Annotated in this window: 25 protein-coding genes and 1 tRNA gene; 9 read left to right on the top strand and 17 right to left on the bottom strand. The window is 61.3% G+C overall.

Annotation, left to right across the window (positions count from 1 at the left end):
- From HNO82_RS22195 to HNO82_RS04610, 9 genes are all read right to left on the bottom strand, one after another.
- Window positions 1-196, bottom strand: a 196-nt coding sequence (locus tag HNO82_RS22195; protein ID WP_249776932.1) for a hypothetical protein, incomplete at its 3' end; no start/stop codon positions are given.
- 503 nt (window positions 197-699) lie between these two features.
- Window positions 700-1,866 carry a ribonucleotide-diphosphate reductase subunit beta gene (locus HNO82_RS04575; protein WP_008334654.1) on the bottom strand — a complete coding sequence of 389 codons (1,167 nt, stop codon included), beginning with the start codon at window positions 1,864-1,866 and terminating at the stop codon, window positions 700-702.
- A gap of 211 nt (window positions 1,867-2,077) precedes the next feature.
- Entirely contained in the window at window positions 2,078-5,062 is a 2,985-nt protein-coding gene (locus tag HNO82_RS04580) for a ribonucleoside-diphosphate reductase subunit alpha (protein WP_175342898.1), read from the bottom strand.
- Between the two features lie 398 nt (window positions 5,063-5,460).
- Window positions 5,461-6,084 (bottom strand): 1,6-anhydro-N-acetylmuramyl-L-alanine amidase AmpD, encoded by a 624-nt coding sequence (gene ampD / locus HNO82_RS04585; RefSeq protein WP_175342899.1) that lies wholly within the window; start codon window positions 6,082-6,084, stop codon window positions 5,461-5,463.
- Between the two features lie 2 nt (window positions 6,085-6,086).
- Window positions 6,087-6,386, bottom strand: a complete 300-nt coding sequence (locus HNO82_RS04590; RefSeq protein ID WP_008334650.1) for a PP0621 family protein — start codon at window positions 6,384-6,386, stop codon at window positions 6,087-6,089.
- Entirely contained in the window at window positions 6,383-7,195 is an 813-nt protein-coding gene (locus tag HNO82_RS04595) for a cytochrome C assembly family protein (RefSeq protein WP_008334647.1), read from the bottom strand. Before HNO82_RS04595 ends, HNO82_RS04590 begins: the two co-directional genes overlap by 4 nt.
- 136 nt (window positions 7,196-7,331) lie before the next feature.
- Window positions 7,332-8,153, bottom strand: a complete 822-nt coding sequence (locus HNO82_RS04600; protein WP_175342900.1) for an ABC transporter ATP-binding protein — start codon at window positions 8,151-8,153, stop codon at window positions 7,332-7,334.
- 1 nt (window position 8,154) lies between these two features.
- Complete coding sequence (locus HNO82_RS04605) at window positions 8,155-8,976, bottom strand: ABC transporter permease (RefSeq protein WP_008334639.1); 822 nt, start codon at window positions 8,974-8,976, stop codon at window positions 8,155-8,157.
- 16 nt (window positions 8,977-8,992) lie between these two features.
- Window positions 8,993-9,958, bottom strand: coding sequence for an ABC transporter substrate-binding protein (locus HNO82_RS04610; protein WP_008334633.1), 966 nt, complete (start codon window positions 9,956-9,958; stop codon window positions 8,993-8,995).
- A gap of 319 nt (window positions 9,959-10,277) precedes the next feature.
- Between HNO82_RS04610 and ffh the strand changes: the two genes are divergently transcribed.
- From ffh to HNO82_RS04625, 3 genes are all read left to right on the top strand, one after another.
- The gene (gene ffh / locus HNO82_RS04615; RefSeq protein ID WP_175342901.1) at window positions 10,278-11,648 is read left to right on the top strand and encodes a signal recognition particle protein; all 1,371 of its coding nucleotides are present in this window, start codon (window positions 10,278-10,280) and stop codon (window positions 11,646-11,648) included.
- A 417-nt stretch (window positions 11,649-12,065) separates the two neighbouring features.
- Window positions 12,066-12,530: an SWIB/MDM2 domain-containing protein gene (locus HNO82_RS04620; RefSeq protein WP_175342902.1), complete on the top strand. Its 465-nt coding sequence runs from the start codon at window positions 12,066-12,068 to the stop codon at window positions 12,528-12,530.
- A 331-nt stretch (window positions 12,531-12,861) separates the two neighbouring features.
- The gene (locus tag HNO82_RS04625; RefSeq protein WP_175342903.1) at window positions 12,862-13,278 is read left to right on the top strand and encodes a hypothetical protein; all 417 of its coding nucleotides are present in this window, start codon (window positions 12,862-12,864) and stop codon (window positions 13,276-13,278) included.
- Between the two features lie 71 nt (window positions 13,279-13,349).
- On the opposite strand, the gene HNO82_RS04630 is transcribed toward HNO82_RS04625, so the two are convergent.
- A complete protein-coding gene (locus HNO82_RS04630) occupies window positions 13,350-15,077 on the bottom strand; it encodes a proline--tRNA ligase (RefSeq protein ID WP_175342904.1) in 1,728 nt (575 codons plus the stop codon).
- Between the two features lie 226 nt (window positions 15,078-15,303).
- Between HNO82_RS04630 and HNO82_RS04635 the strand changes: the two genes are divergently transcribed.
- Together HNO82_RS04635 and HNO82_RS04640 are read left to right on the top strand one after the other, a co-directional pair.
- Window positions 15,304-15,894 (top strand): RNA pyrophosphohydrolase, encoded by a 591-nt coding sequence (locus HNO82_RS04635; RefSeq protein ID WP_008334627.1) that lies wholly within the window; start codon window positions 15,304-15,306, stop codon window positions 15,892-15,894.
- Between the two features lie 5 nt (window positions 15,895-15,899).
- Window positions 15,900-16,478 carry a CNP1-like family protein gene (locus HNO82_RS04640; RefSeq protein ID WP_175342905.1) on the top strand — a complete coding sequence of 193 codons (579 nt, stop codon included), beginning with the start codon at window positions 15,900-15,902 and terminating at the stop codon, window positions 16,476-16,478.
- A 135-nt stretch (window positions 16,479-16,613) separates the two neighbouring features.
- Here HNO82_RS04640 and proB read toward each other — a convergent pair whose 3' ends face one another.
- From proB to rplU, 4 genes are all read right to left on the bottom strand, one after another.
- On the bottom strand, window positions 16,614-17,732 hold the full coding sequence (gene proB, locus HNO82_RS04645; RefSeq protein ID WP_008334624.1) for a glutamate 5-kinase: 1,119 nt from the start codon (window positions 17,730-17,732) through the stop codon (window positions 16,614-16,616).
- A gap of 111 nt (window positions 17,733-17,843) precedes the next feature.
- A complete protein-coding gene (obgE, locus tag HNO82_RS04650; RefSeq protein ID WP_008334622.1) occupies window positions 17,844-18,953 on the bottom strand; it encodes a GTPase ObgE in 1,110 nt (369 codons plus the stop codon).
- A gap of 202 nt (window positions 18,954-19,155) precedes the next feature.
- A complete protein-coding gene (rpmA, locus tag HNO82_RS04655) occupies window positions 19,156-19,413 on the bottom strand; it encodes a 50S ribosomal protein L27 (protein ID WP_006713216.1) in 258 nt (85 codons plus the stop codon).
- Window positions 19,414-19,461: 48 nt separating this feature from the next.
- Window positions 19,462-19,773, bottom strand: a complete 312-nt coding sequence (gene rplU / locus HNO82_RS04660) for a 50S ribosomal protein L21 (RefSeq protein WP_006713215.1) — start codon at window positions 19,771-19,773, stop codon at window positions 19,462-19,464.
- 379 nt (window positions 19,774-20,152) lie between these two features.
- On the opposite strand from rplU, the gene ispB reads away from it, so the two are divergent.
- The 4 genes from ispB (at window position 20,153) to HNO82_RS22085 (ending at window position 22,597) form a co-directional block, all read left to right on the top strand.
- The gene (ispB, locus tag HNO82_RS04665; RefSeq protein ID WP_175342997.1) at window positions 20,153-21,082 is read left to right on the top strand and encodes an octaprenyl diphosphate synthase; all 930 of its coding nucleotides are present in this window, start codon (window positions 20,153-20,155) and stop codon (window positions 21,080-21,082) included.
- Window positions 21,083-21,098: 16 nt separating this feature from the next.
- Window positions 21,099-21,175, top strand: a tRNA-Pro gene (locus HNO82_RS04670).
- 101 nt (window positions 21,176-21,276) lie between these two features.
- Complete coding sequence (locus HNO82_RS22450) at window positions 21,277-21,648, top strand: DUF6538 domain-containing protein (RefSeq protein WP_502709266.1); 372 nt, start codon at window positions 21,277-21,279, stop codon at window positions 21,646-21,648.
- A 73-nt stretch (window positions 21,649-21,721) separates the two neighbouring features.
- The gene (locus HNO82_RS22085) at window positions 21,722-22,597 is read left to right on the top strand and encodes a hypothetical protein (protein ID WP_217509806.1); all 876 of its coding nucleotides are present in this window, start codon (window positions 21,722-21,724) and stop codon (window positions 22,595-22,597) included.
- A gap of 325 nt (window positions 22,598-22,922) precedes the next feature.
- Here HNO82_RS22085 and HNO82_RS04680 read toward each other — a convergent pair whose 3' ends face one another.
- From HNO82_RS04680 to infA, 3 genes are all read right to left on the bottom strand, one after another.
- Window positions 22,923-23,999, bottom strand: a complete 1,077-nt coding sequence (locus HNO82_RS04680; RefSeq protein WP_175342906.1) for an acyltransferase family protein — start codon at window positions 23,997-23,999, stop codon at window positions 22,923-22,925.
- A gap of 577 nt (window positions 24,000-24,576) precedes the next feature.
- Window positions 24,577-24,837, bottom strand: coding sequence for a hypothetical protein (locus HNO82_RS04685; protein ID WP_175342907.1), 261 nt, complete (start codon window positions 24,835-24,837; stop codon window positions 24,577-24,579).
- A 105-nt stretch (window positions 24,838-24,942) separates the two neighbouring features.
- Entirely contained in the window at window positions 24,943-25,206 is a 264-nt protein-coding gene (gene infA / locus HNO82_RS04690) for a translation initiation factor IF-1 (RefSeq protein WP_006713209.1), read from the bottom strand.
- Window positions 25,207-25,325: the final 119 nt, after the last annotated feature.

Consider the following 25,325-nt stretch of genomic DNA (forward strand, 5'->3'; position numbering starts at 1 on the left):
GTGCTGCAACCTTCTTGGCTGCTGCCTTCGGTGCTGCAACCTTCTTGGCTGCTGCCGGCTTGGCGGCGGCCTTGGCCACGGTCTTCTTGGCGGCTGCGGCCTTGGGCGCTGCTACCTTCTTGGTGGTTTCCTTGGCGGCTGCCGCCTTCTTTGCCGCCGGCTTCTTCGCCGCGGTCTTCTTTGCTGCTGTTGCCATTTTGTTTCTCCTTCTTCACGTGAATGGAAAAAATCAAGCTTGATATAAGCAACCCGCACGCGACATCGCGATGACGCGGGCGAGCTATTCATCGGCACAAGCCGCCTGTGGCTTGCGCTAATGAATTCGGCACCAGCTGAACTGCTGCATCCCCTCACCTATGCAGCGCTTCAGCTATCTTGGCGACGCCCCTCCGGTAGTGCCCGCGCGATGGCGCAGGAAGATGCGACTACGGGAGCAGGCGCGACACCAAAAAAAACGCCAGCGTGTTCAAACGCTAGCGTCGGAATCGCGTTCCTGAAAAACCTTGGTGTTTTTCAAAGGAAAAGCCGCCTGACCCGACAAGATGGGGTTAAGCGGCGATAACAGAGAAGATTGATTCGGTCTCTGACTGTTCATTAATTTGGCGTAGGCCTTTTCCGTTTCAGCAGCCGGGTATCTTGCAAGCTACCCGACTGCTGTTGTGCATCATGTCTCGATGAAGAGAACTTCGAGACTGCACATCATTCCCAACTCAGTGCGCCCCCGGTTTGGTATTCGATGACGCGGGTCTCAAAGAAGTTGCGCTCCTTCTTCAAGTCGATCATCTCGCTCATCCACGGGAACGGATTTTCTTCTTGTGCGAACAGCGGGTCCAATCCGATTTGCTGTGCGCGGCGGTTTGCGATGAATCGCAGGTAGCCCTTGAACATGGTAGCGTTCAACCCGAGCACGCCTCGCGGCATTGTATCCTCTGCGTAACGATATTCCAACTCCACCGCGCGTAAAAACAACGATTTGATTTCGTCGCGGAACTCAGGCGTCCACAGGTGCGGGTTCTCCATCTTCACGGTGTTGATCAGGTCGATACCGAAGTTGCAGTGCATCGATTCGTCACGCAGGATGTACTGGTACTGCTCGGCCGCGCCCATCATCTTGTTCTGGCGACCCAGTGCCAGGATCTGCGTGAAGCCCACGTAGAAGAACAGACCTTCCATGATGCAGGCGAAGACGATCAGGGACTTCAACAGCTTCTGGTCATTCTCCATCGTGCCGGTCTTGAACTCGGGATCGGTCAGCGTATCGATGAAGGGAATGAGGAACTCGTCCTTGTCGCGGATCGATGCGACCTCGTGATACGCATTGAAGATCTCGGCTTCATCCAGGCCCAGCGATTCAACGATGTACTGGTAGGCGTGGGTGTGGATCGCTTCTTCAAATGCCTGGCGCAGCAGGTACTGGCGGCACTCCGGTGCGGTGATGTGGCGATAGGTGCCCAGCACGATGTTGTTGGCGGCCAGCGAGTCGGCGGTGACGAAGAAGCCCAGGTTGCGCTTGACCAGACGGCGTTCGTCTTCGGTCAGGCCGTTGGGGTTCTTCCACAGCTCGATGTCGCGCTGCATGTTGATCTCTTGCGGCATCCAGTGGTTGGCGCAGCCGGCCAGGTACTTGTCCCAGGCCCACTTGTACTTGAAGGGCACCAGCTGGTTGACGTCGGTGTGGCCGTTGATGATGCGCTTGTCGGCGGCATTGACGCGACGGGTGGTGTCGACCTGCTCGCTGTTGCCGGCCATCAGCGCCGGGTTCAGCGCGGCATTGGCCTGACCAAAGGCCGGTTGCAGTTGCGGCTGCAGGTTGGGGGTACGCGGCGCCTGGGGCGCTTGCTTGACTTCATCATCCCAAGAAAGCATCTGTGGTTCCTCTTTACTTTATCGGTCGCTGCCGGCGAGGTCGGATGACCGTGGCGCGGCGGGTATCTATCAGGTGACAACGGCGCATCCGGTGAAGTTCACCGCGATGCGCCGGCTAGGGTGGGTGGGACATCAGACAGTGGTGCTGCCGTCATCTTGGATGACCTTGATCATCCTCATCAGCAGGCCGCCCGGGCCCCACCCGGATTGCTTACTGGCAGGCTTCGCACTCTTCGAAGCCCGGATCGCCCGGACGCATGGTGCAGACCGGACCGTCGGCTTCGATCGAAGCACCCGGGTTCGGCATCACATAGGCAGCCGATGCCGCGGCGGCCGAGGCGATGGGCGCAGCGGGAACCGCATTGCCCGAGGCCGAGGCCATGCTGCCGGCACCGCCATCGACAGCCACTGCGTTCAGTGCGCCCGCACGGGAAGTGGACTTCTCGGTGTGGGTGGCGCCGATGGTGCGCAGGTAGTAGGTGGTCTTCAGACCGCGCAGCCATGCCAGCTTGTAGGTCTCGTCCAGGCGCTTGCCGGAGGCACCGGCCATGTAGATGTTCAGCGACTGGGCCTGGTCGATCCACTTCTGGCGACGCGAGGCGGCTTCCACCAGCCAGGACGGATCCACTTCGAAGGCGGTGGCGTAGATGTCGCGCAGGTCTTGCGGGATGCGGTCGATCTTGGCCAGGCTGCCGTCGAAATACTTGAGGTCGGCGACCATCACTTCGTCCCACAGGCCACGGGCCTTCAGGTCACGCACCAGGTACTCGTTGATTTCGGTGAACTCACCCGACAGGTTCGACTTCACGTACAGGTTCTGGTAGGTCGGCTCGATGCAGGCGGACACGCCGATGATGTTGGAGATGGTCGCCGTCGGCGCAATGGCCACGCAGTTCGAGTTGCGCATGCCGTGTTCGGCGATGCGCGCACGCAGGGCGGCCCAGTCCAGGGTCTCGGTGGTGTCGGTTTCCAGGTAGCCGCCGCGCTCTTGCGCCAGCAGCTTCAGGGAATCCTGCGGCAGGATGCCGCGATCCCACAGCGAACCGCGGTAGGAAGCGTAACGGCCGCGCTCTTCAGCCAGTTCGGTCGAGGCCATGTAGGCGTAGTAGCAGACGGCTTCCATGGAGCGGTCGGCGAATTCGACGGCGTCCATCGAGGCGTACGGCACGCGCTTGATGTGCAGGCAGTCCTGGAAGCCCATGATGCCCATGCCCACCGGACGGTGGCGCAGGTTGGAATCACGTGCCTTCTTGACGGCGTAGTAGTTGATGTCGATGACGTTGTCCAGCATGCGCATGGCGGTGCGGATGGTCTTTTGCAGCTTGGCATGGTCCAGCTCGCCATTGACCAGGTGCGCCGGCAGGTTCACCGAACCCAGGTTGCAGACCGCGATCTCGCTCTCGTTGGTGTTCAGGGTGATCTCGGTGCACAGGTTGGAGCTGTGCACCACACCCACGTGTTGCTGGGGCGAGCGGATGTTGCAGGGATCCTTGAAGGTGATCCACGGGTGGCCGGTTTCGAACAGCATCGACAGCATCTTGCGCCACAGGTCGTTGGCTTGCACCTTCTTGAAGAGCTTCAGCTCGCCACGGGCAGCCTTGGCTTCATAGGCGGTGTAGGCTTCTTCGAAGGCACGGCCGAACTTGTCGTGCAGGTCCGGGGTGTCGGAGGGCGAGAACAGAGTCCACTCGCCCTTTTCCATCACGCGCTTCATGAACAGGTCGGGAATCCAGTTCGCGGTGTTCATGTCGTGGGTGCGGCGGCGGTCGTCGCCGGTGTTCTTGCGCAGTTCGAGGAATTCCTCGATGTCCATGTGCCAGGTTTCCAGGTAGGCGCACACTGCGCCCTTGCGCTTGCCACCCTGGTTGACTGCCACGGCGGTATCGTTGACCACCTTCAGGAAGGGGACCACGCCTTGCGACTTGCCGTTGGTGCCCTTGATGTGGGCGCCCAGGGCGCGCACCGGGGTCCAGTCATTGCCCAGGCCGCCGGCGAACTTGGCCAGCAGGGCGTTTTCCTTGATGGCTTCGTAGATGCCGTCGAGGTCGTCGGCCACCGTGGTCAGGTAGCAGGAGGACAGCTGCGAACGCTGGGTGCCCGAGTTGAACAGGGTCGGGGTCGAGCTCATGAAGTCGAACGACGACAGCAGGTCGTAGAACTCGATGGCGCGGGTTTCGCGGTCGATTTCGTTCAGTGCCAGGCCCATGGCCACACGCATGTAGAACGCCTGGGGCATCTCGATGCGGGTACCGCCGATGTGCAGGAAATAACGGTCATACAGGGTCTGCAGGCCGATGTAGCCGAACTGCAGGTCGCGCTCGGGCTTGATGGCGGCTGCCAGCTTGGCCAGGTCGAACTGGGCCAGCTTGGTGTCGAGCAGCTCGGCGTCGATCCCCTTCTTGATGTATTGCGGGAAGTATTCCAGGTATTCGGCGGGCGCATCGGCCTGAGCCACTTCCTTGCCGAACACTTCCTTGCGGATGGTGTGCATCAGCAGACGCGAAGTCACCTGGCTATACGCAGGGTCCTTCTCCATCAGCGCGCGGGCAGCCAGGATGGCGGACTTGTACAGCTCTTCGACGGGCACACCGTCGTACAGGTTCTTGACGGTCTCGGCCAGGATGGCTTCGGCGTCCACGTGCGCGTCCAGACCGACGCAGGCGGCGGCGATCAGGGAGCGCACTTCATTGATGTCCAGCGGACGGCTCTGGCCATCTTCAGTCACGTGAAGCTGCGGTGCGGCCACCTCGGTCTTGGTGGCGGCACCTTGCTGGGCGCGCTCTTCCATGCGCTTGGCACGGTAGAGCACGTAGGCACGGGCGACGTCATGCTCGCCCGAACGCATCAGGGCCAGCTCGACCTGGTCCTGGATGTCTTCGATATGGAAGGTGCCACCGGTGGGCTGACGACGCACCAGCGCCGACACCACGTTGGTGGTCAGTTGCTCGACCATCTCGCGCACGCGCGCCGAGGCGGCACCCTGGCCACCGTTGACGGCCAGGAAGGCCTTGGTCACGGCGATGGAAATCTTGGAGGGCTCGAAACCGACCACGGCGCCATTGCGGCGGATGATGCGGTACTCGCCCAGGCCTGCGGTCTGGGACACGATGGACTGGCCTTCGGCGGAGCCTTCCAGCTCGGCGGACGTGCCAAACGGGGCGGGCGATTTGACGGACATTTCTTGGGTTGAGCGCACTTAGCCTCCTGGGGTACATGGGACAGGCGGCCGGGGGTTGCCGCCTGCGTTGCTAATAACTACATCGGAACCGTACTGCACGGACCGGCGAACGACAGAAGCGCCCCACAATGACTGTCCCTTGCGTGGACATTCATGCTGACGCAAAACTGCTTGAAACTGATGTGTGGAACGGATTTAAAAGAAGGAGAACCGGGGGCGTTGTCGTACTTGGTTACTGCCTCGCGGGTCTGGTACCTTCTGAAGCACTGCCTGGAACGGGCCTGCTGTGGGTGCAGACCCGAATACAACAATAAGTTCAACTGAGCACTACATCTAGTATCAAAACATCGATTGGGACTAATTCTAGTAGCGGGTCCGGGCAGATGCAACCGCTATTTCGAGAATTTTTCTGCCGTTCAAGCTTGACTTTTGTGAAGGCCAAGAGGGAAGCGCAATTGCGCCGTATTCATTATTTCCGCCATTTTGTTGTGATAGCCTGCCCAGTCGAAGAAGGGGCCCGGATCGGTCTTGCGCACCGGCGCGATGTGCTCGTGACCGGTCACGGCGCTCAGGCCGTAGCGTCTTGCCAGCGCCTGGGATAGTGCCACCAGGGCCGTATACTGGGCCTCGGTGAAGGGCTCGAAGTCGGTCCCTTCCAGTTCGATGCCGATGGAAAAGTCATTGCAGCGCTCGCGCCCCTCGAAGCTGGACACGCCCGCGTGCCAGGCACGGCGATGCGCGGCTACGAACTGCACCACCTCGCCATCGCGACGGATCAGGAAGTGGGCCGAGACCCGCAACGGGCGCAACTGGTCGAAATAGGGATGGGCGTCGAAGTCGAGCCGATTGCAGAACAGATCGGCGATGTAGGGGCCACCGAACTCACCGGGCGGCAGGCTGATGTTGTGGATCACCAGCAGCTCGGCGGCCACGCCCTCGGGACGCTCGTCGCAGTTGGGCGAGGCTTCGCGGCGGGCGTGATCGCACCAGCCGTCGCCATCGATGATCCAGGCGTCGAGCTCGGACGGGGTGGTGTCCATGCTCAGAAGGAAGCCAGGCGGCGATGCTCTTCACAGCAGTAGTGCGCGCCGGAGGCATGCACCACCGCCTCGGAGGACGGGAAATGGATGCCGCAATGGGCGCACTGCACCATGGTCTCGACATTGCTGTCGCCACGGCGGCGGAAACGCGAAGGTTTGGGGCGCGGCATGCCAGGCTCGGGCTCGCCTGCGTTGGCATTGCGCTCGGCGGCAGGGTCGCTGCCGGCCAGCATGGATTTCTTGGCGCGCTGGAGCCACACCACCACGGCCAGCAGCACGACCAGCCAGATCAGATATTTCATGTCAGAACCCGATGCAGCACGACTTCAAGCACGAACCGGCTGCCCACATAAGCCAATAAAAGAATGGCGAAACCGGCCAGCGTAAAGCTCAGCGCGGTCCGCCCCCGCCATCCCTGCCAGCGACGGCCGGCCAGGAGCAGGCCGAACAACAGCCAGGACAGCATGGTGAAGATCGTCTTGTGGTCCCACTTCAACGGTGTCCCGAACAACTGCTCGGAAAAGACGACACCCGACAATACCGTCAGCGTCAGCAAGCTGAAGCCGAAGGCGATCAGGCGAAACAGCAGTTTTTCCATGGTCAAGAGCGCCGGCAGGCGATCCAGCGCCAGTCCGAACCAGCTGGACTGCGCCGCCGGACCGGGGCGGGTATGCAGGCGCGACTCCTGCAGCACCATCAGCACCGCATGGAAGGCGGCGATGGTGAGCGTGCTGTAGGCCAGGATGGAGACGGCGATATGCGCCAGGAACCAGTCGGACTTGCCGGCCAGCGCCACCATGTTGCCGGGGAAGATGCTGGGCAGCACCACCGCCACGGCGGCCACCGGCAGCACCAGCACGCGCATGCTGTCGAGCGAGAAATTGCGATTTTCCAGCCAGTAGGCCGCCACCGAAATCCACAGCGTGGACGACAGCATGACCGCAAAGCCCACCCGCAGCGCTTCCGGCGCGAACATGTCCGACAGCAGCGCCCCGCCATGCAGCACCCAGCCGACCACGATGCCCGCCGAAATCGGCACGCGCCGCTGCGAAGGCATGAAAGCGCAGCCCAGATAGAGCAGCGCAGCCAGGATGAAAAAATAAGTTTGCATCACCCGAGTTTACACTATCTCGGTGCCCCGCCCGCTTGCGCCGGGTCAGCCCGCAGGCGAATCGTCCCCGTCAAAAGCGACACGGCAGGGCGTGCCTGCCGTGTCGGTAGCGGCATTGCCGCAGGACGAAACCGCCTCAGTCGACGGCGGCCGACTTCATCTCCGCGTTGTGATGGCGCTGCTGCTCCTCCATCACCAGCTGACCCAGTTCGCGCTTCAAGGCATTGAACTCGGGATCGGCCGGATCGCGCAGGCGCGGCAGGTTCACCAGCATGTCGCGCTTGACCGTGCCGGGCCGGTAGGTCATGACCACGATGCGGTCGGCCAGGTAGATGGCTTCCTCGATGCTGTGGGTGACGAAGACGATGGTCTTCCTGAACTCGTCCCAGATGCGCAGCAACTCGTCCTGCAGGTTGCGGCGGGTCAGGGCATCGAGGGCGCCAAAGGGCTCGTCCATGAGCATGATGGGCGAATCCAGTGCCAGCACCCGGGCAATGGCCACGCGCTGGCGCATGCCGCCCGAGAGGTCCTTGGGGAAACGGGTGCGGAAGTCGATCAGGCCCAGCTTGTCCAGCAGTTGCGTGACGCGCTGGTGGATCTCGGCCTTGGGCCGGCCCTTGATCTCCAGCCCGAAGGCCACGTTCTGCTCCACCGTCATCCAGGGGAAGAGCGCATATTCCTGAAACACCATGCCACGGTCCGGCCCCGGCTCGCTGACCACCTTGTCGTCGGTGAGGATCTGGCCCGACGACGGCAGGGCGAAGCCGGCGATGGCGTTCAACAGCGTCGACTTGCCGCAACCGGAGGGGCCGAGCAGGCAGACGAACTGGCCATCGGGGATGTCCAGGTTGATGTCCTTGAGGGCCACGACCTCGCGGTCATCGGTCTTGAAGACCTTCTGCACGCCCTGTATACGAATACGGGGCAAGGCATTGGCCTGATTGATTGCCTGGTTCATCTCAGTTCTCCAGTCCGCGATGCCAGCGCAGCATGTAATTGTTGAGGCGGCTCATGCCCAAGTCGATCGCCAGGCCCAAGAGGCCGATGGTGATCATGCCGGCGATGATCTTGTCCGACCAGAAATACTCGCGCGCCTCCATGATGCGGAAACCCAGGCCATTGCTCACCGCAATCATCTCGGCCACGATCACCACGATGAAGGCGGTCCCGATGCCGATGCGCACCCCCGAGAGGATGTAGGGCACCGCCGCCGGCAGCATCACCCGCAGAAACAGCGTGGACTGGCTCGCCCCCAGGTTGCGGGCGGCGCGCAGGTAGATGCTGTCGACCTGGCGCACCCCGGCGATGGTGTTCATCAGCACCGGGAAGAAGGCCCCCAGCGCGATCAGGAACAGCGCCGGTGGATTGCCCAGCCCGAACCAGAGGATGGCCAGCGGAATGTAGGCAATCGGCGGAATCGGACGGATCACCTGGACGGTCAGATTCATCAGCCCGTAAATGCGCTGACTGGAACCCATCAGCAAGCCCAGCGGCAGGGCCAGCCCGGCACCGATCAGGAAACCGGCCACCACCCGATACAGGCTGCCGATGGCATCCATGATCAGTTCGCCCGAGAAGGCCCAGGCCAGCCAGCTGCCCTCCTGCGGGTCATAGGGTTTCAGGGGGGTGGCGTATTCCACCCATTTCTTGAGCACCGCCCAGGGCGAAGGCAGGATCTGCGGATTGATCCAGCCTGCCCGTGACGCCCCCTCCCACAGGGCGATCACGAGGATCGGCACCAGCAGCCCCTGCAGGAAGCTGCCCTTGTTTTGCTTTGCCATGCGAGATTCCCCCGGCTTACTTCAGGTTCATGCTCTTCTTGGCCTGCTCCAGCAGATCGGTCCTGACCCAATCCTTGGCCACGGGCGGCTTGGCCATCTTGCCGGTGCCATACTTGGCCATGGTGTCGGTCGTCACCTGGATGTGCTCGGGGGTGATGTCGTAGGCGTAGGGGGAATTGCCGATGGCGTCATAGAAGTCTTCCTTGGTGATCTGGTTCTTGAAGATCACTTCCCGCACGTACTTCTCGGCCACTTCCGGCTTGTCGATGAAGGTCTTGGTCGCCTCCAGGAAGCAGCGCATGAACTTCTCGGCCAGTGGACGCTTCTCGGTATAGAACTTTTCCGTCATCACCATGGTGCGGTAGGGCTCGCCGATGGGGGTGTCGTAGGGCTTCATCACTTCCACCCCGAAGCCCTTGTTGATGGCCTGCGAGGATTGCGGCTCGCTCTGCATCATGGCGTCGATGTTCTTGCCCAGCAGGGCCTGGTTCAGGTCGGCAAAGGCCAGGTAGACGATGGTCACATCCTTGGGCGACAGGCCGTTCTGGCCCAGTTCGGCGTCCAGCAGCACTTCATGGATGCCGCCACGGGTCACGCCGACCTTCTTGCCCTTGAGGTCCTTGACCGACTTGATGCCCGAATCCTTGCCCGCCACCAGGCGCGCGCCGCCCTTGGCGAAACCGGCCACCACATAGATCGGCGCACCGTTGGCGCGTCCCGAGATGGCAGCTTCCGACGCGGTCGTGCCCACATCCAGCTCCCCGGCCAGAATGCCCTGCATCACGTCCGGCCCCTTGGCGAAGACCTTCTCGTCGACCTTGATGCCGCATTTGGGAGCGATCTCCTTGATATAGGACACCGCGCCATAGTGGGCGAACTTCAGGTTGCCCAGACGAATCACGTCATCGGCGGCATGGCTGGCGGCCGAGAAGCCGGCACTTGCCAGCAGGGCCAGGGCGATCCATTGCTTTTGCTTTTGCATTTCCACTCTCCTCTTGTGTGTATCGTTGTTGATACGGCGCGCCGGCGCCAGCAGTGCGGGGCCGGCAGTCTCTCTGGCGTTGGCCCCTGCTGCGTGGCAGGGGACCTTGGTTGTTCTGTGCGCTTGGAAATTCAGCGCCCATGTATACACAAAGAGCGCGGGCTGTACAAGCTGTTAATTTTACGTATCCCCCCCATCTGGGCCGCACGCGCCGGCGGGGGCGCAGCAGGTCTGATCGGTTAGAATGCAGGATTGCCCGCCGCCGCGCCTGCCCGTTTCGTCCCGGCCTGCGGCCATCCACCTATTTGCAGATATCACCATGCTAGACAACCTGACCCAACGCCTCGCCAAAGTCGTCAAAACCATGCGCGGCGAGGCGCGACTGACCGAATCCAATACCGCCGAGATGCTGCGCGAAGTGCGCCTGGCCCTGCTGGAGGCCGACGTGGCCCTGCCGGCCGTGCGCGAGTTCATCGCCAAGGTGAAGGAAAAAGCCATGGGCGAAGAGGTCATCGGCTCGCTCACCCCCGGCCAGGCGCTGGTGGGCGTGGTCCAGCGCGAACTGGCCAGCCTGATGGGGGCCGACCTCGGTGCCGAAGCCTCGCAACTGAACTTTGCGACCCAGCCGCCCGCCATCATCCTGATGGCCGGCCTGCAGGGTGCCGGTAAAACCACCACCGTCGGCAAGCTCGCCAAGTACCTGCGCGAGAACAAGAAGAAAAAGGTGCTGACCGTCTCCGCCGACGTCTACCGCCCGGCCGCCATCGGCCAGTTGCAGACCGTGACCGGGCAGGCCGGTGCCGACTTCTTCCCCAGCCAGCCGACCGACAAGCCGGTCGACATCGCCCTGGCCGCGCTGGACTACGCCAAGAAGCACCACCACGAAGTCCTGATCGTGGACACCGCCGGGCGTCTGGGCATCGACCAGGCCATGATGGATGAAATCCGCGCCGTGCACGCCGCCATCAAGCCCATCGAAACCCTGTTCGTGGTCGACGCCATGCTGGGCCAGGACGCCATCAACACCGCCAAGGCCTTCAACGATGCCCTGCCGCTGACCGGCGTGGTGCTCACCAAGCTGGACGGCGACTCGCGCGGCGGTGCTGCGCTGTCGGTGCGCCACATCACCGGCAAGCCCATCAAGTTCGCCGGTGTGGCCGAAAAGCTCGATGGCCTGGAAGCCTTCGACCCTTCGCGCATGGCCAACCGCATCCTCGGCATGGGCGACATCCTGGCCCTGGTGGAAGAAGCGCGCAAGGGTGTGGACATGGAAGCCGCGCAGGATCTGGCGCACAAGATCAAGGGCGGCGGCAAGTTCGACCTCAATGACTTCAAGGCGCAGCTGTCGCAGATGAAGAAGATGGGCGGCCTCACCAGCCTGCTGGACAAGCTGCCGGCCCAGATGCAGGCCGCTGCCGGCAACGCCAACATGGACCAGGCCGAAAAGCAGGTGCGCCGCATGGAAGGCATCATCAACGCCATGACCCCGCAGGAGCGCGCCAAGCCGGAACTGATCAAGGCCACCCGCAAGCGCCGCATCGCCGCCGGTGCCGGGGTGCAGGTGCAGGAAGTCAACCGCATGCTGTCCCAGTTCGAGCAGATGCAATCGATGATGAAGAAGCTCAAGGGCGGCGGCATGATGAAGATGATGCGCGGCATGAAGGGCATGCTGCCCGGCGGCATGCGCTGACGGCATCGGTCGCAAAGCCTTGCTGGGAAAGGCTTTGCGCATCTGCTGCAAGATTTCCGGCGGCACCTCTGCCGCCGCAGTCCCGCCCCCCCTTCGCTATTACCCCCCCGTTTTCCTGGCCTGACCCGGCGCTCGCGGATGCGATTTTCTGCCCGCTTGCGACTCATGAAAACATGCCCTTCTTTCATCGCTTTTGCATCGCCTTCGCAGTCCCGAAAGCGGTCCTTTCCCGGACGCCGGTGATCCGCCGCGATCCCTTTACCGGCGCGGCTTGACGGCGGATGGGGGTGGCTCGTTGTTTCCTGGCGCATTCGCAGGAAAATCCACTAAAAAATACTTGCGTGGCCGTGCAAACAGCACCACTATTAGCGGTGCGTAAATGACGCATTCATCTCATTCTTGTGAGGAGTCTTTCCGATGGCCACAGCAAAAAAAGCAGCAGCCGCAGTAAAGAAGCCAGCAGCAAAACCCGCCGCCAAGCCGGCCGCCAAAGCAGCCGCCAAGCCTGCTGCCAAGGCAGCCCCCAAGGCCGCAGCGAAACCGGCCGCCAAGGCAGCGCCGAAAGCCGCACCGAAGGCAGCCCCCAAGGCAGCCGCTCCCAAGAAAGCCGCAGCAAAGCCCGCCGCAAAACGTACTCCCAATGCCGCCTTCATGAAGCCGCTGACCCCATCGGCAGCCCTGGGCGAAGTGGTCGGCGCCAAGCCGCTGCCGCGCACCGAGGTGACCAAGAAGGTGTGGGAATACATCAAGAAGCACAAGCTGCAAAACGCCGAAAACAAGCGCAACATCGATGCCGATGACAAGCTCAAGGCAATCTTCGGCGGCAAGAAGCAAGTCACGATGTTCGAAATGACCAAGCTGATCTCGGCTCACCTGAGCTGATCGACGCCCGCGGTTTGCAAGCGACTTGCAAACAAAAACGCCCGCAGAAGCCATGCGGGCGTTTTTGTTTCCGGATGTTTCAGGCGCAGTCGGGTTTTCCTCTTGTCTGACGGTCCTTGCGGCGCTTCTCTGATGGCGGCCCGGCCTGCAAGCGCCTATCATGGCGGTTCTGCGTGATGGGGCAGAGGCCGCAAAGCCTGGTAACAAACTTTCCCGATCATATGGCTTCCCGCAGAACTGAATAAAAGAACCGAAAACCGTCAACCGGGTCTACCCCTGTGCCATCCACTGATGAGCCTGGACGCTCATGACCAAGAGAAAGGAAATGACCATGCCAAACCAAACCGCGCCCAACGCATCCTTGCGCCACCAACTGCTGCGCTCGGCCAGCGCCCTCGTGATCGGCCTGGCGGCGCTGGGCGGCGCCTCGCACGTATTTGCCGCCGGCAAGGCCGGCAATTCGGAATACCAGCAACAGATCGCCGCCTGCAAGAGCGGTGCTTCCACCGAGGACCGCGCCACCTGCCTGCGTGAAGCCGGCGCCGCCCAGCAAGCCGCCGCACGCGGCACGCTGACCGACCCGAGCCCGGCGCAACTGAAGGAAAACGCCCTGCGTCGCTGCGAAGGCCTGCCGCAGTCGGATCGCATCGATTGCGAAAAACGCGTCAATGGCCAGGGCAGCAGCGAAGGTAGCGTCGCCTCGGGCGGTATCCTGCGCGAGACCGTGACCATCGTACCGGCCAGGTAAGCCGATCCCTCCCCAAAAACAAAGGCGGACGCCCATGGCGCCCGCCTTTGTCATTGCTACCTGTGGAAAGATCAGGCGGCCAGCTTGCCCCGGATGAAGGCCAGCGCCTCGGCCAGCGGCACTTGGGTCGCTTCGGTATCACGACGCCCCTGGTATTCGATGTTGCCATCCTTGAGGCCACGGTCGCCCACCACGATGCGATGCGGCACGCCGATCAGCTCCCAGTCTGCAAACATGGCGCCCGGACGTTCGCCTCGGTCGTCCAGCACCACGTCCACACCGGCTTCGCTCAACTGCGCATAGAGCTTGTCGATCTCGGTCTTGACAGCTTCGCTGCGGTCATAGCCCATGGGGCAGAGCACCACTTCGAAGGGCGCAATCGAGGTCGGCCAGATGATGCCGCGATCATCGAAGTTTTGCTCGATGGCCGCGCCCAGGATACGGGTGACGCCAATGCCGTAGCAGCCCATCACCAGCGGTTGCGGCTTGCCGGATTCATCCAGGTAGGTCGCCTTCATCGCTTCAGAATACGTGGTGCCCAGCTGGAACACGTGGCCCACTTCGATGCCGCGCTGGATCGCCAGCACACCACGGCCGTCCGGCGAGGCATCGCCTTCGACGACGTTGCGGATGTCGGCCACCAGCGGCTCGGGCAGGTCGCGGCCCCAGTTGGCGCCGGTATAGTGGAAATCGGCTTCGTTGGCACCGCAGACGAAATCGGCCATGTTGGCGACCGTGCGGTCAGCGACGACCTTGACCGGCTTCTTGGTCCCGATCGGACCCAGGTAGCCCGGCGGCGTGCCGAACCACTCGACGATTTCGGCTTCATTGGCGAAGCGGTAGGTGGACAGGCCCGGGATCTTGCTGGCCTTCACTTCGTTGAGTTCATGGTCGCCGCGCAGCAGCAGCAGCCAGATTTCCTTCTTGGCCGGATCTTCGTTGTCCACTGCCAGCACGATGGATTTGACGGTGCGCGCCAGCGGCAGGCCCAGCAGTTCAGCCACGACCTCGCACTTGGACTTGCCGGGCGTGGCGGTCTTTTCCAGCGCCTGGGTGGCGGCAGCGCGGCTGCTGTCCACGGGCAGCGCTTCGGCCGCTTCCATGTTGGCGGCGTAATCGGAGGTGGGGCAATACACCAGCGCGTCTTCACCAGTGGCGGCGATGACGTGGAATTCGTGCGAACCGGAACCGCCGATGGCACCGTTGTCGGCTGCCACGGCGCGGAACTCCAGGCCGAAGCGGGTGAAGATGCGCACGTAGGCGTCATACATGGCCTGGTAGGACTTCTTCAAGCCATCGACATCGCGGTCGAAGGAGTAGGCATCCTTCATGGTGAATTCGCGGCCGCGCATGAGGCCGAAACGCGGACGGCGCTCGTCGCGGAACTTGGTCTGGATGTGATAGAAGTTGACCGGCAATTGCTTGTAGCTGCGCAGCTCGGTGCGGGCCACATCGGTGACCACTTCTTCCGAGGTCGGCTGGATGGCGAAGTCGCGGCCATGGCGATCCTTCACGCGCATGAGCTCGGCGCCCATCTTGTTCCAGCGGCCGGTTTCCTGCCACAGCTCGGCTGGCTGCACCACCGGCATCAGGAGCTCGACGGCACCGGCGCGGTTCATTTCCTCGCGCACGATGGCCTCGACCTTGCGGATCACGCGCAGCCCCATCGGCATGTAGGTGTAGATGCCGGCGCCCAGACGCTTGATCATGCCGGCGCGCATCATCAGCTTGTGGCTCACGATTTCAGCGTCGGAAGGGGCTTCTTTCAGGGTGGAAATAAAAAAACGTGAGGCGCGCATGACGGTCGGTTCTTTTTAAAAAGAGGAGGGTTATAATCATTCCAATTTTAAAGGATTAGCTGGCTGATGCGCCCTTTCTTTGCAGATTTGCTCCCAGTTTCAATGACATCCGTGCATCGATGTGATTGCTCCTGACCCGCCTGGCGTACCGGTTTTCCGTGTATGCCCGCAGTCGCACGAGCCTGCCTGAAAGGGACTTCCAGCCGCAGAAAGTTTGAGGATCACCATGCTGGATCGAGAAGGCTTCCGCCCGAACGTCGGCATCATCCTGCTCAACGCCAATAACGAGGTGTGGTGGGGCAAGCGCGTACGCGAGCACTCCTGGCAATTCCCGCAAGGCGGCATCAAGCACGGCGAGACCCCCGAACAGGCGATGTTCCGGGAACTGGAAGAAGAGATCGGCCTGCGTGCCGAGCACGTCAAGATCATCGGCCGCACCCGTGACTGGCTGCGCTACGAAGTCCCCGACCATTTCATCAAGCGCGAAGTGCGCGGCCATTACCGCGGCCAGAAACAGATCTGGTTCCTGCTGCGCATGGTCGGGCGCGATTGCGATGTCAACCTGCGCGGTACCTCGCATCCGGAGTTCGATGCCTGGCGCTGGCATGACTACTGGGTGCCGCTGGACGTGGTCATCGAATTCAAACGCGAGGTCTACCAGCAGGCACTGCAGGAATTGTCGCGCTTCCTGAACCGGCCGGCGCACGGCCAGCGCCGCGCCGAGCAAGCCGGACGCCTTGCGCATCCCCACAAAAATCCGGGCCAGGCCGCCACAGGCCAGTCCTGCAACGGCGCGAGCACGCCCGAAACCAAGTGAGTTCCATGCCCTCTTCCCAGCACGCTGACACCCAACGTTCCCCGTTCACCCTGCGCAGCCTGCGCCGCGCCGTCCTCGCCTGCTCGCTGCTGGCGGTCTGCGCCAGCACGCTGGCGCAGAGCTTCGATGAAGAATTCGACGACGAGGAGAAGCCCTGGCAGGAAATCGCCGTGCATCTGCCTCCCACACCGCAGGAGAAGAACCTGGCCGAGTTCTACCTCAGCCCGCAAGCCACCATGAAGGCCTATGTCGACCTGAACTCGGTCTCCATCGGTACCGACAAGGTGGTGCGCTATACGGTCGTGACCAAGACCGAAGGCGGTGCGGTGAACGTGATCTACGAAGGCATGCGCTGCGAGACCTGGGAAAAGAAGACCTACGCCTTCGGCCACCCGGATGGCACATGGTCACGCTCGCGCCGCGACAAATGGCAGCCGATTCGGGATATTGGCGTCAATCGCATCGACGGTGCGCTGTTCAGGGATTATTTCTGCGAAGGCAAGATGATCGCCGACAATGAGAACCTCAGCAGCATCCTCAGCCGCCTGAAGTCCCAGACCCGCCTCGATCCGGTGCGTCGCTGATTGCCTCAAGGAGCCCGGACCGGGCAACAAAAAACGCGGCCTCGGCCGCGTTTTTCTTTACATCATTTATATCGTATAAATGATTTATACGATAGGCGATGAATCATCCATCCGACGCAGGTCGGCGCGGTGCCGTCACAGCAACACCAGGTTGTCCCGATGCACCAGTTCCGGTTCCTCGACGAAGCCCAGGATGGCCTGGATCTCGGCAGATGGATGGCGGATGATGCGGCGCGCATCCGAGCTGTTGTAGTTGCTCATGCCACGGGCGATGGCGCGACCGCTCTCGTCCACGCAGGTGATCACATCGCCCCGGCCAAACTCGCCCGACACTTCCACCACACCGATGGGCAGCAGGGACTTGCCCTCCAGGCTCAGCTTCTGCACCGCACCGGCATCGAGCACCACACGACCGGCGGTCTTGAGGTGGTCAGCCATCCATTGCTTGCGCGCGGTCAGTTGCGCGGTCTCGGCATTGAGCTGGGTGCCGATGGCTTCACCGGCCGCCAGGCGCGTCAAGACCTGCTCTTCACGGCCCCAGGCGATCACGGTATGGGCGCCGGAGGTGGCGGCGCGCTTGGCCGCCAGAATCTTGGTCAGCATGCCGCCACGGCCGATGCCGGTACCGGTACCGCCTGCGATCAGCTCCAGCGACGGATCGCCGGCACGCGCTTCGGAAATGAGGGTAGCCGTCGGATCCTTGCGCGGATCGGCCGTGAACAGGCCCGGCTGGTCGGTGAGGATGATGAGCGCTTCGGCTTCGATCAGGTTGGCCACCAGCGCACCCAGGGTGTCGTTGTCGCCGAACTTGATTTCATCGGTGACCACCGTGTCATTCTCGTTGATGACCGGCACCACCCCCAGTTGCAACAGGGCGAACAGGGTGGAGCGGGCATTGAGGTAGCGTTCGCGGTCGGCCAGGTCGGCGTGGGTCAGCAGCACCTGAGCAGTGTGCAGGTCATGCTTGCGGAAACTCGTTTCGTAGATCTGCGCCAGGCCCATCTGCCCGACGGCGGCGCAAGCCTGCAGGTGATGGATGCCGGTCGGGCGCTTGTCGAAGCCCAGACGCTGCATACCTTCGGCGACCGCGCCGGAGCTGACCAGCACCACTTCCTTGCCGAGCGCGCGCAGTTGCGCGATCTGTTCGGCCCAGCGGGCGATGGCGTTGGCGTCCAGGCCCTTGCCATCATTGGTGACCAGGGAAGAGCCCACCTTGATGATGAGTCGCTTGGCGCGTTGAATGACCGATTGCATAGTGTTCCGGGTTCTGATTCTTCTGGGAGCGGGAGGAAATTCCGACAGGCAGAGATGATAGCCCGAACCGCCCCCGCGCGCAGCCCCGGCAGGGGCTACGCAAGAGAGGAATCAGTCCAGGACCTTGAAACGCGGATCGTCCGGATCGATGCTGGAGATGGCGCGGGCTTCCTCGGTCATCTGGGTTTCTTCCGAACGGTGCTCTTCGGCACGCTTGGTTTCCAGGTACTTGTAGATCTCGTTGATGAGTTCTTCGCAGCCATCGCGGTTCAGGGCCGAGATCTCGAAGACCGGGCCCTTCCAGCCGAAGCGCTTGACGAAATCCTTCACCCGCTTGGCGCGCTCGGCCTCGGGGACGACGTCCAGCTTGTTCAGGACCAGCCAGCGCGGCTTGTCGAACAGGGACTGGTCATATTTCTTCAGTTCCTGGACGATGGCCTTGGCTTCCTTGACCGGATCGACTTCATCATTGAAGGGCGCCAGGTCGACGATGTGCAGCAGCAGACCGGTACGCTGCAGGTGGCGCAGGAACTGCACGCCCAGACCGGCACCATCGGCAGCCCCTTCGATCAGGCCGGGAATGTCGGCGATCACGAAGCTCTTCTCGTGGCTCACGCGCACCACACCCAGATTGGGGTGCAGTGTCGTGAAGGGATAGTCGGCGATCTTGGGACGCGCGTTGGAGACGGCCGTGATGAAAGTCGACTTGCCCGCATTGGGCATGCCCAACAGACCCACATCGGCCAGCACCTTCAGTTCCAGGCGCAGTTCGCGGCGCTCGCCTTCCTTGCCTTCGGTCTTTTGACGCGGGGCGCGGTTGGTGGAGGTCTTGAAGTGGATGTTGCCCCAGCCGCCCTCACCGCCCTTGGCCAGCATCACGGTCTGGCCGTGGAAGGTCAGGTCGGCGATGTGCTCGCCGGTGTTGATGTCGACGATGAGCGTGCCCACCGGCATGCGCAGGTAGACGTCATCGGCACCCTTGCCGTAGCAGTCCGAGCCACGGCCATTTTCACCGCGACCGGCGCGGTGCAGCTTGGCGTAGCGATAGTCGATCAGGGTATTGACGTTGCGGTCGGCCACGGCCCAGATGGTGCCGCCCTTGCCGCCGTCACCGCCGTCGGGACCGCCGAAGGGGCGGAATTTCTCGCGGCAGAAGCTGGCGACGCCGTTGCCGCCATCGCCTGCCACGACTTCAATACGTGCTTCGTCGATGAATTTCATGATTTGGACGCCTCATGGGACATGGGAGCCGCTAACAAAACGTCGATACCTGCCCGGTCAGGGTCAGGCCCCACCCCTGCACTTGCCATGCAAGCCGAGGCTCGGCGCTTTGTTGACGGCTCTTCAAAAATCAAAAAGGCTCCACCACCGGCAGAGCCTTTTTTATGCCTGGTTTCCGGGCGGACCCGGATGACAGGAACGCTTACGCCGTAACGACGGTAGCGTATTGACGCTGTTGCAGGCCCTTGACAACGAACTTGACCTTGCCGTCCTTCAGGGCGAACAGGGTGTGGTCCTTGCCGACGCCGACGTTTTCGCCAGCGTGGACGCGGGTGCCGCGTTGACGGACGATGATGCCGCCAGCGTTGATCACTTGGCCGCCATAAACCTTGACGCCCAGGCGTTTCGATTCTGAGTCACGGCCGTTGCGCGTAGTGCCGCCGCCTTTTTTGTGTGCCATTTAAAACTCCTTGATGACTTTGGATGAGCAGTTCGTTCGGGTCAACGCTCAAGCGTTGATCGAGACGATTTGCAGTTCGGTGTAGTTCTGACGATGGCCTTGACGCTTTTGGTAGTGCTTGCGACGACGCATCTTGAAGATGCGGACCTTGTCATGGCGACCTTGTGCTACCACAGTAGCCAGCACCGTAGCACCTGCGACCAGCGGCGCACCGAACTTCACGGTTTCGCCTGCGCCCACTGCGAGCACTTGATCCAAAGTGATTTCGGAGCCAATGTCAGCCGGTATCTGTTCTACTTTGAGTTTTTCGCCAGCAGCAACTTTGTATTGTTTGCCGCCGGTTTTTATGACCGCGTACATGTGAAACCTCACGAATGAATGAATAAGAACGATTTTTCCCTTGCCGCGCCCGTCAAAAACCCATGGCGAAACAGGAAAACCGCAAATTATACAGGCACTTAGCTGCACGGTCAAAAGACTTGACACTTTGCCGGGCCTCTGTACAACAGAGTTTCCGGGCGGACAAGGAACAGGGGCGCCCCTGTCAGCCACCCCGCTCGGGACGCATGTTTTCATTTCGACAAGGCAAAAGCGGCATCATCTGGTCTGAGGCACTTTGGCGTGGCACTGCCTTGTCGTCGTATAATCCGGGCAATAACCATTTCCCACAGGTTCCGCCTTGTCTGCCGCCGTACAAACCGCTTCGCAACAAACCATCCTGCATCCGATCGTCGCCGACATGGAGGCGGTCAACGCAGTCATCCGTCGGCAGCTGTATTCGGAAGTGCCGCTGGTCAACCAGGTCGCCGAATACATCATCAGTGCGGGCGGCAAGCGCCTGCGCCCGGTGCTGGTCGTGCTCATTGCCAATGCCTTCGGCTACAAGGGCGAGCATCATCACGCGCTGGCGGCGGTGATCGAATTCATTCATACCGCCACCCTGCTGCATGACGATGTGGTCGACGAATCGTCGTTGCGTCGTGGCAAGCAGACCGCCAATGCGATGTTTGGCAATGCGGCCTCGGTGCTGGTGGGTGACTTCCTGTATTCGCGCGCCTTCCAGATGATGGTGGCGGTGGGCAATCCGCGCGTGATGGAAATCGTGGCCGATGCCACCAACGTCATCGCCGAGGGCGAGGTGTTGCAGCTGCTCAACATGCACAATCCGGATGTGGACGAGGCGGGCTACCTGCAGGTGATCCGTTCCAAGACCGCCAAGCTGTTCGAGGCGGCCAGCCAGATTGGTGCGCTCATTGCCGGCGCCGACGAGGCGGGCATTGAAGCCGCTGGCGAATATGGCCGTTCCATCGGTACCGCCTTCCAGCTGATCGACGACGTGCTGGATTATTCCGGCAACAGCGCCGAGATCGGCAAGAACGTCGGTGACGACCTGCGCGAAGGCAAGCCCACGCTGCCGCTGATCTGGCTGATGCAGCATGGCACGCCGCAGCAACGCGAGCTGGTGCGCACCTGCATCGAGAATGGTGACGAGCAGCATTTCGACGAAGTGCTGTCGGCCATCACCCATTCCGGCGCCCTGGCCTATACGCGCGAACAGGCGGAAATCGCTGCGCGACGGGCTGCGGACGCAATTATTTCACTTCCGGATAGCCAATTCAAAAAATCCCTGTTAGAATTATCGGCTTTCGCAGTAGATCGAAATCACTGACTTAGATCTCACTCGACGGGGTGTAGCTTAGCCTGGTAGAGCGCTACGTTCGGGACGTAGAGGCCGGAGGTTCGAATCCTCTCACCCCGACCAGATATATACGACGCCAGTCCTGAGACTTCAGGGCTGGCGTTTGTTTTAGGGCGGTACTGAGTCATAACGCTGTATCAATTCACTCCAAATCACAGCGAGATATGGCAGCCCCTCCTGATGGAGTCTATACCCGGCCCGGCAGTAACATTTACTGGCTGCGCATCGGTATCCCGAAAGACCTCCGCGATACATTCCCCCTCAATAAAAGCGGCAAGCCTCCTGTCGATGCCTACAGGCGAAGCCTTGGCACGTCCGATAGGAACACCGCCCACTCCCAAGCCCGACAGCTAATTGCCGAGTGGGACGCGGAGTTTACTCGGCGCAGCATAGCCAAGCAGGCAGCGACAAACCCGCTCAAGCAACCCATGATCGAGGCCAAGGCGGACCACTTGGCCACCTTGGCACCCTGGGAAATCCTGGCCTTCGATGATCTGTCTCGCCTAAACCTCCCGAAACATGTCCCATCGCTGTAGTTCTTCAGCGACCAGCCACTTCCAAATTCAGCCCTCCTTCATCGCCATGCCCAAGGCTCGGACGCTACCCGCTATGCTTGACGTCGAACCCAAAAACTATTGGCTGCATAAGGGGGCAAATATGACATCTGAGCACACTGAGACGGGTTTTACTTTAACCGTGACTTTTGACACAAACACTCTCAACTCAGTGGTCTTTCCTGATGAAGCACAACGCGACACCTCGGACGACGGTCATTTTGTCAATTCAGCAATAGGAGTCGGACGAGTTCGAGGATTCTTTAGTGAGACAGTGGTCACCATTGAAGGCATCCCCAAAAAACAGCGCTTCGAGACTCTTGGTAAAACCCGAGTTGTTACAAGCTCGTCTGCTACGTCCAAGAACACGATTGATCTCTCCATCGGTTTCCGACACCCTCCTAATGAAATTCCCCAAAAGCTCTCTAAACGAGTTGAAGCCGCATATGCACTCGGAATGCTGGCCTTACGCTCACCGGCTCGAATTGGTGCGAAGCATCTGAAGGATGAGCGCTATTCGCTATATGAACCAGAAGGAGGGGTATCAGCGCTGGTTAGCTGCATGGACAAGGTTAATTATCTTGCGACCGAAATTGAGCGACGCCACTTAGGCCGTGCTGTGGCGGTGAAGCTTGGCCTGGAGTTTTCCAAGCGGGCCAACGCGCCTGAGCCTGAGCTATGGCTTCAAGGGTTGGGACGTGCAAATGCGGATGAGAAAACGCTTGTCTCCAAGGCTGTAGCTGAATGGGCAGATGGCGACAGCATCGCCTCTCATTATGGATTTGGCATTCAGCTATTTTGCTCTGATGATTTTGCTAAAGGCGCAGGCAGTCAATCCATACTTAGCGAAGATAATAGAAGATGCCTCACAGAAAATTTCGGGGTTAAGTTCGTCACGCTCGCGCAGTTAGCGGAAATGTTAAGGCGCTAGATCACTCATCAGGCAAAACAGGAGCATGTGCTAGGGTATAGTTGCGTCAATTCGATGGCGTTTTTTCTTCTGCTCATCGCCCGCAAACCCGGTATATACGGGCTAGGCTGGGAGTTCGAATCCTCTCACCCCGACCAGAATTACCCAAGCAAAAACAGCGAGTTATTGAACTCGCTGTTTTTCTTTGTGCGTCCCGCCTGCATCTTCTGTGTCCAGCCCCATCAGGGGCCAGACCGATTTCTGCCTGTTTTTTCACATCCACCACCGACAATTTCCTGCCCCGCCCGAGGTACCAGCCTGAGCGCCCGGAACACGGCCCTTTCCTTCATATCGGCGCAGGACCAGGCTTGCCCGCCAGCCGGCGCCGCACGCTGTCGCGGATCGGCACTTCGCAATACCGATAGGACACATACGCCAGGATCACTGCCAGCCCCATCGCCGCCAGAATATGGAGCAATGGTCCCTCGCCGTTCCTGGTGACCAGTTGCAGCAAAGGGATATGCCACAGGTAGATGCCATAGGAGAGGATGCCGGTGCGCACCATCAGCTTTGCCGACAGCAGTTGCTGCATCACGGCCCTGCGCTCGCAGTCGAGCGCCGCAATCAGCAAGGCGCCACCCGCACCGATCAGGGTAGGACCGAATACGCTGCTCAAGGGCGCCAGCCACACGATGCTGGCAGCAACCGCGACCACCCCAGCCAGCACCGCACCGATGCCCGGACGCCAGCCGCGACGCACGGCAACCGCCGCGGCACATCCATAGAGCAGGGAATCGAGTCGCTCCAGGCTGCCCGCATAGAGCATGAGCCTGACCTGCTCGCCGAAGAACACGAACAGCAAGGCGCGCCAGCACAGCACCGCCACGCAGAGTGCCAGCACCGCCTTGATGAAGCCGGGCGCCTGCAGGCGTCGGAGCAACAGCAGCATCAGCGGTGGCCAGACCAGATAGAAATGCTCCTCCACCGCCAGCGACCAGGTATGTCCGAATCCGGCCAGATGGTGGCCACTGAAGATGGCGGCGTAATTGGCCGTATAAGTCACGGCAAACAAGCCATTGAAAGCAGCGCGCCGCTGCCCCTCCGCCAGAAACGCCACGCCCGCGACCACCACCACGATCACCAGCGCCGGTGCCAGGCGCGCGAAGCGCCGCAGGTAGAACGGCACCAGCGCCAGTCGCCCTTCCCGGGCAAACTCATCCCATAACAAACCGGTAATCAGATAACCCGACAGCGCAAAGAAGATGCCAACGCCAACACCGCCCAGATTGAATTGCTTGAACAGATTGGTATGTTCCAACAGCACCAGCAAGATGGCCACCGCCCTGACACCATCGAGCCACGGCCGATAGCCGGTGAAACGCGCGGCGCCTGCCCCACTCTCCGACATGACCGGGATACTCATGCCACACCTCCATGGTTGACCAGGGTCGCAGCACGGCGCTGCAAGCCCGTCGATGCGCAAGACTGCGCGACCACGGGGTGGCCTGCGCTACCGGACGCATCATGTGCGCATGGGCTGAAATGAATGTGCATGGCGTTTATGGCGCAATTCGTCCGCGCTCTTGAGCAGATCTGCCGATCTGACACAGGTGGAAGGAAATTCGGGATAGGGACCGATATCTCGACGACGCATTGCCACAGAAAAACATTGCCGCATGGCCTTCAGCCGGCACCCGAATACTTAACAAAAATGAATGAGTCGCGGCGCTATTCTATGTTGCGAAGCACGCCGACCACAAGCGACGCTGACAGGGTCGAGGCGATAGCCTCGCAATCCCGTCGACAGCGCCTGTTGCGATAATCCACTGAAAGTCGGCGCGGCAACTAGTTCCGCAGAAAATGCAGGAGCGAAGCGCCAGCAGGCTGGCCGGAGAGGGGAACAAGCCCAGGAAGATGTCCACGTCGAACATCAATGCGGTGCGTAGATGAAGATGGCCGATCCGGCCAGAGATGCGCTGGATGAAAGAGCAGCAGCCAGCTCAGCTGGCCGTCCGCTCTCCATCGAGCGCCGGGTCAAGATTGTCGATCACCGCCCTGGCCCAGCCCATGCCGCGCTCGATGGCCAGTCCGGCGCTCTCGAAACGACCCGGCAACTGGCGGCGCGGAAAGAGGGCCGGCGCCATTGCACTGCCGTGGGCAATGTGCACGTCACTCACCTCCCACAGACCTTGTGCGCCGCTACAGCGCAGCGAAATGTGGAAGCCCTTGTACTGCTCCTGATGGTGGACCGGAGCTTGCATATTTTTTTTCTTTCGCAAAACCGATCATGTGAGCGCAGGCCAGCGCCTTGGGCGTGCCGCAGGGCATCAGGCGACGCGACGCCACAGCATCACGCCGCTCCAAGCTCAGCGACGGCGGAAGCCCGGACGCGGGCCGCTGGGGCCGCGCTGTTCCAGGTGACGGAAGATGATGCGCCCCTTGTTCAGGTCATAGGGGGACAGTTCCAGCGTAACCTTGTCGCCCGCCAGGATCTTGATGAAATTCTTCTTCATGCGACCAGCCGTGTAGGCGATCAGCGAGTGGCCGTTGTCCAGCGCCACGCGGAAACGGGAGTCAGGGAGGACTTCGGAGACTTGTCCTTGCATTTCGATCAGTTCTTCTTTTGCCATTTTCTCTTTCTTGTGCGTGAGCGCGCGACCTCCAGCGAGGAAGGGCTCGGGGATTTGCATTCTCTGGCTTTGACGACTGGCCACGCCAAGTGGAGGCCGGGAGCGTTAAGGTCGGAGGA

This window comes from Herbaspirillum sp. C9C3 (assembly GCF_013359625.1).
Lineage (GTDB): Bacteria > Pseudomonadota > Gammaproteobacteria > Burkholderiales > Burkholderiaceae_D > Herbaspirillum.

Coding starts and splice junctions, on each gene's coding strand:
- infA (WP_006713209.1), bottom strand. CDS start 25,206: ATGGCAAAAGAAGAACTGATCGAAATGCAAGGACAAGTCTCCGAAGTC.
- rplU (WP_006713215.1), bottom strand. CDS start 19,773: ATGTACGCGGTCATAAAAACCGGCGGCAAACAATACAAAGTTGCTGCT.
- obgE (WP_008334622.1), bottom strand. CDS start 18,953: ATGAAATTCATCGACGAAGCACGTATTGAAGTCGTGGCAGGCGATGGC.
- HNO82_RS04635 (WP_008334627.1), top strand. CDS start 15,304: ATGCTGGATCGAGAAGGCTTCCGCCCGAACGTCGGCATCATCCTGCTC.
- HNO82_RS04630 (WP_175342904.1), bottom strand. CDS start 15,077: ATGCGCGCCTCACGTTTTTTTATTTCCACCCTGAAAGAAGCCCCTTCC.
- ispB (WP_175342997.1), top strand. CDS start 20,153: ATGGAGGCGGTCAACGCAGTCATCCGTCGGCAGCTGTATTCGGAAGTG.
- ffh (WP_175342901.1), top strand. CDS start 10,278: ATGCTAGACAACCTGACCCAACGCCTCGCCAAAGTCGTCAAAACCATG.
- HNO82_RS04575 (WP_008334654.1), bottom strand. CDS start 1,866: ATGCTTTCTTGGGATGATGAAGTCAAGCAAGCGCCCCAGGCGCCGCGT.
- proB (WP_008334624.1), bottom strand. CDS start 17,732: ATGCAATCGGTCATTCAACGCGCCAAGCGACTCATCATCAAGGTGGGC.
- HNO82_RS22450 (WP_502709266.1), top strand. CDS start 21,277: ATGGCAGCCCCTCCTGATGGAGTCTATACCCGGCCCGGCAGTAACATT.
- HNO82_RS04680 (WP_175342906.1), bottom strand. CDS start 23,999: ATGAGTATCCCGGTCATGTCGGAGAGTGGGGCAGGCGCCGCGCGTTTC.
- HNO82_RS04590 (WP_008334650.1), bottom strand. CDS start 6,386: ATGAAATATCTGATCTGGCTGGTCGTGCTGCTGGCCGTGGTGGTGTGG.
- ampD (WP_175342899.1), bottom strand. CDS start 6,084: ATGGACACCACCCCGTCCGAGCTCGACGCCTGGATCATCGATGGCGAC.
- HNO82_RS04640 (WP_175342905.1), top strand. CDS start 15,900: ATGCCCTCTTCCCAGCACGCTGACACCCAACGTTCCCCGTTCACCCTG.
- HNO82_RS04605 (WP_008334639.1), bottom strand. CDS start 8,976: ATGGCAAAGCAAAACAAGGGCAGCTTCCTGCAGGGGCTGCTGGTGCCG.
- HNO82_RS04610 (WP_008334633.1), bottom strand. CDS start 9,958: ATGCAAAAGCAAAAGCAATGGATCGCCCTGGCCCTGCTGGCAAGTGCC.
- HNO82_RS04600 (WP_175342900.1), bottom strand. CDS start 8,153: ATGAACCAGGCAATCAATCAGGCCAATGCCTTGCCCCGTATTCGTATA.
- HNO82_RS04685 (WP_175342907.1), bottom strand. CDS start 24,837: ATGCAAGCTCCGGTCCACCATCAGGAGCAGTACAAGGGCTTCCACATT.
- HNO82_RS04625 (WP_175342903.1), top strand. CDS start 12,862: ATGCCAAACCAAACCGCGCCCAACGCATCCTTGCGCCACCAACTGCTG.
- HNO82_RS04595 (WP_008334647.1), bottom strand. CDS start 7,195: ATGCAAACTTATTTTTTCATCCTGGCTGCGCTGCTCTATCTGGGCTGC.
- HNO82_RS22085 (WP_217509806.1), top strand. CDS start 21,722: ATGCTTGACGTCGAACCCAAAAACTATTGGCTGCATAAGGGGGCAAAT.
- HNO82_RS04620 (WP_175342902.1), top strand. CDS start 12,066: ATGGCCACAGCAAAAAAAGCAGCAGCCGCAGTAAAGAAGCCAGCAGCA.
- rpmA (WP_006713216.1), bottom strand. CDS start 19,413: ATGGCACACAAAAAAGGCGGCGGCACTACGCGCAACGGCCGTGACTCA.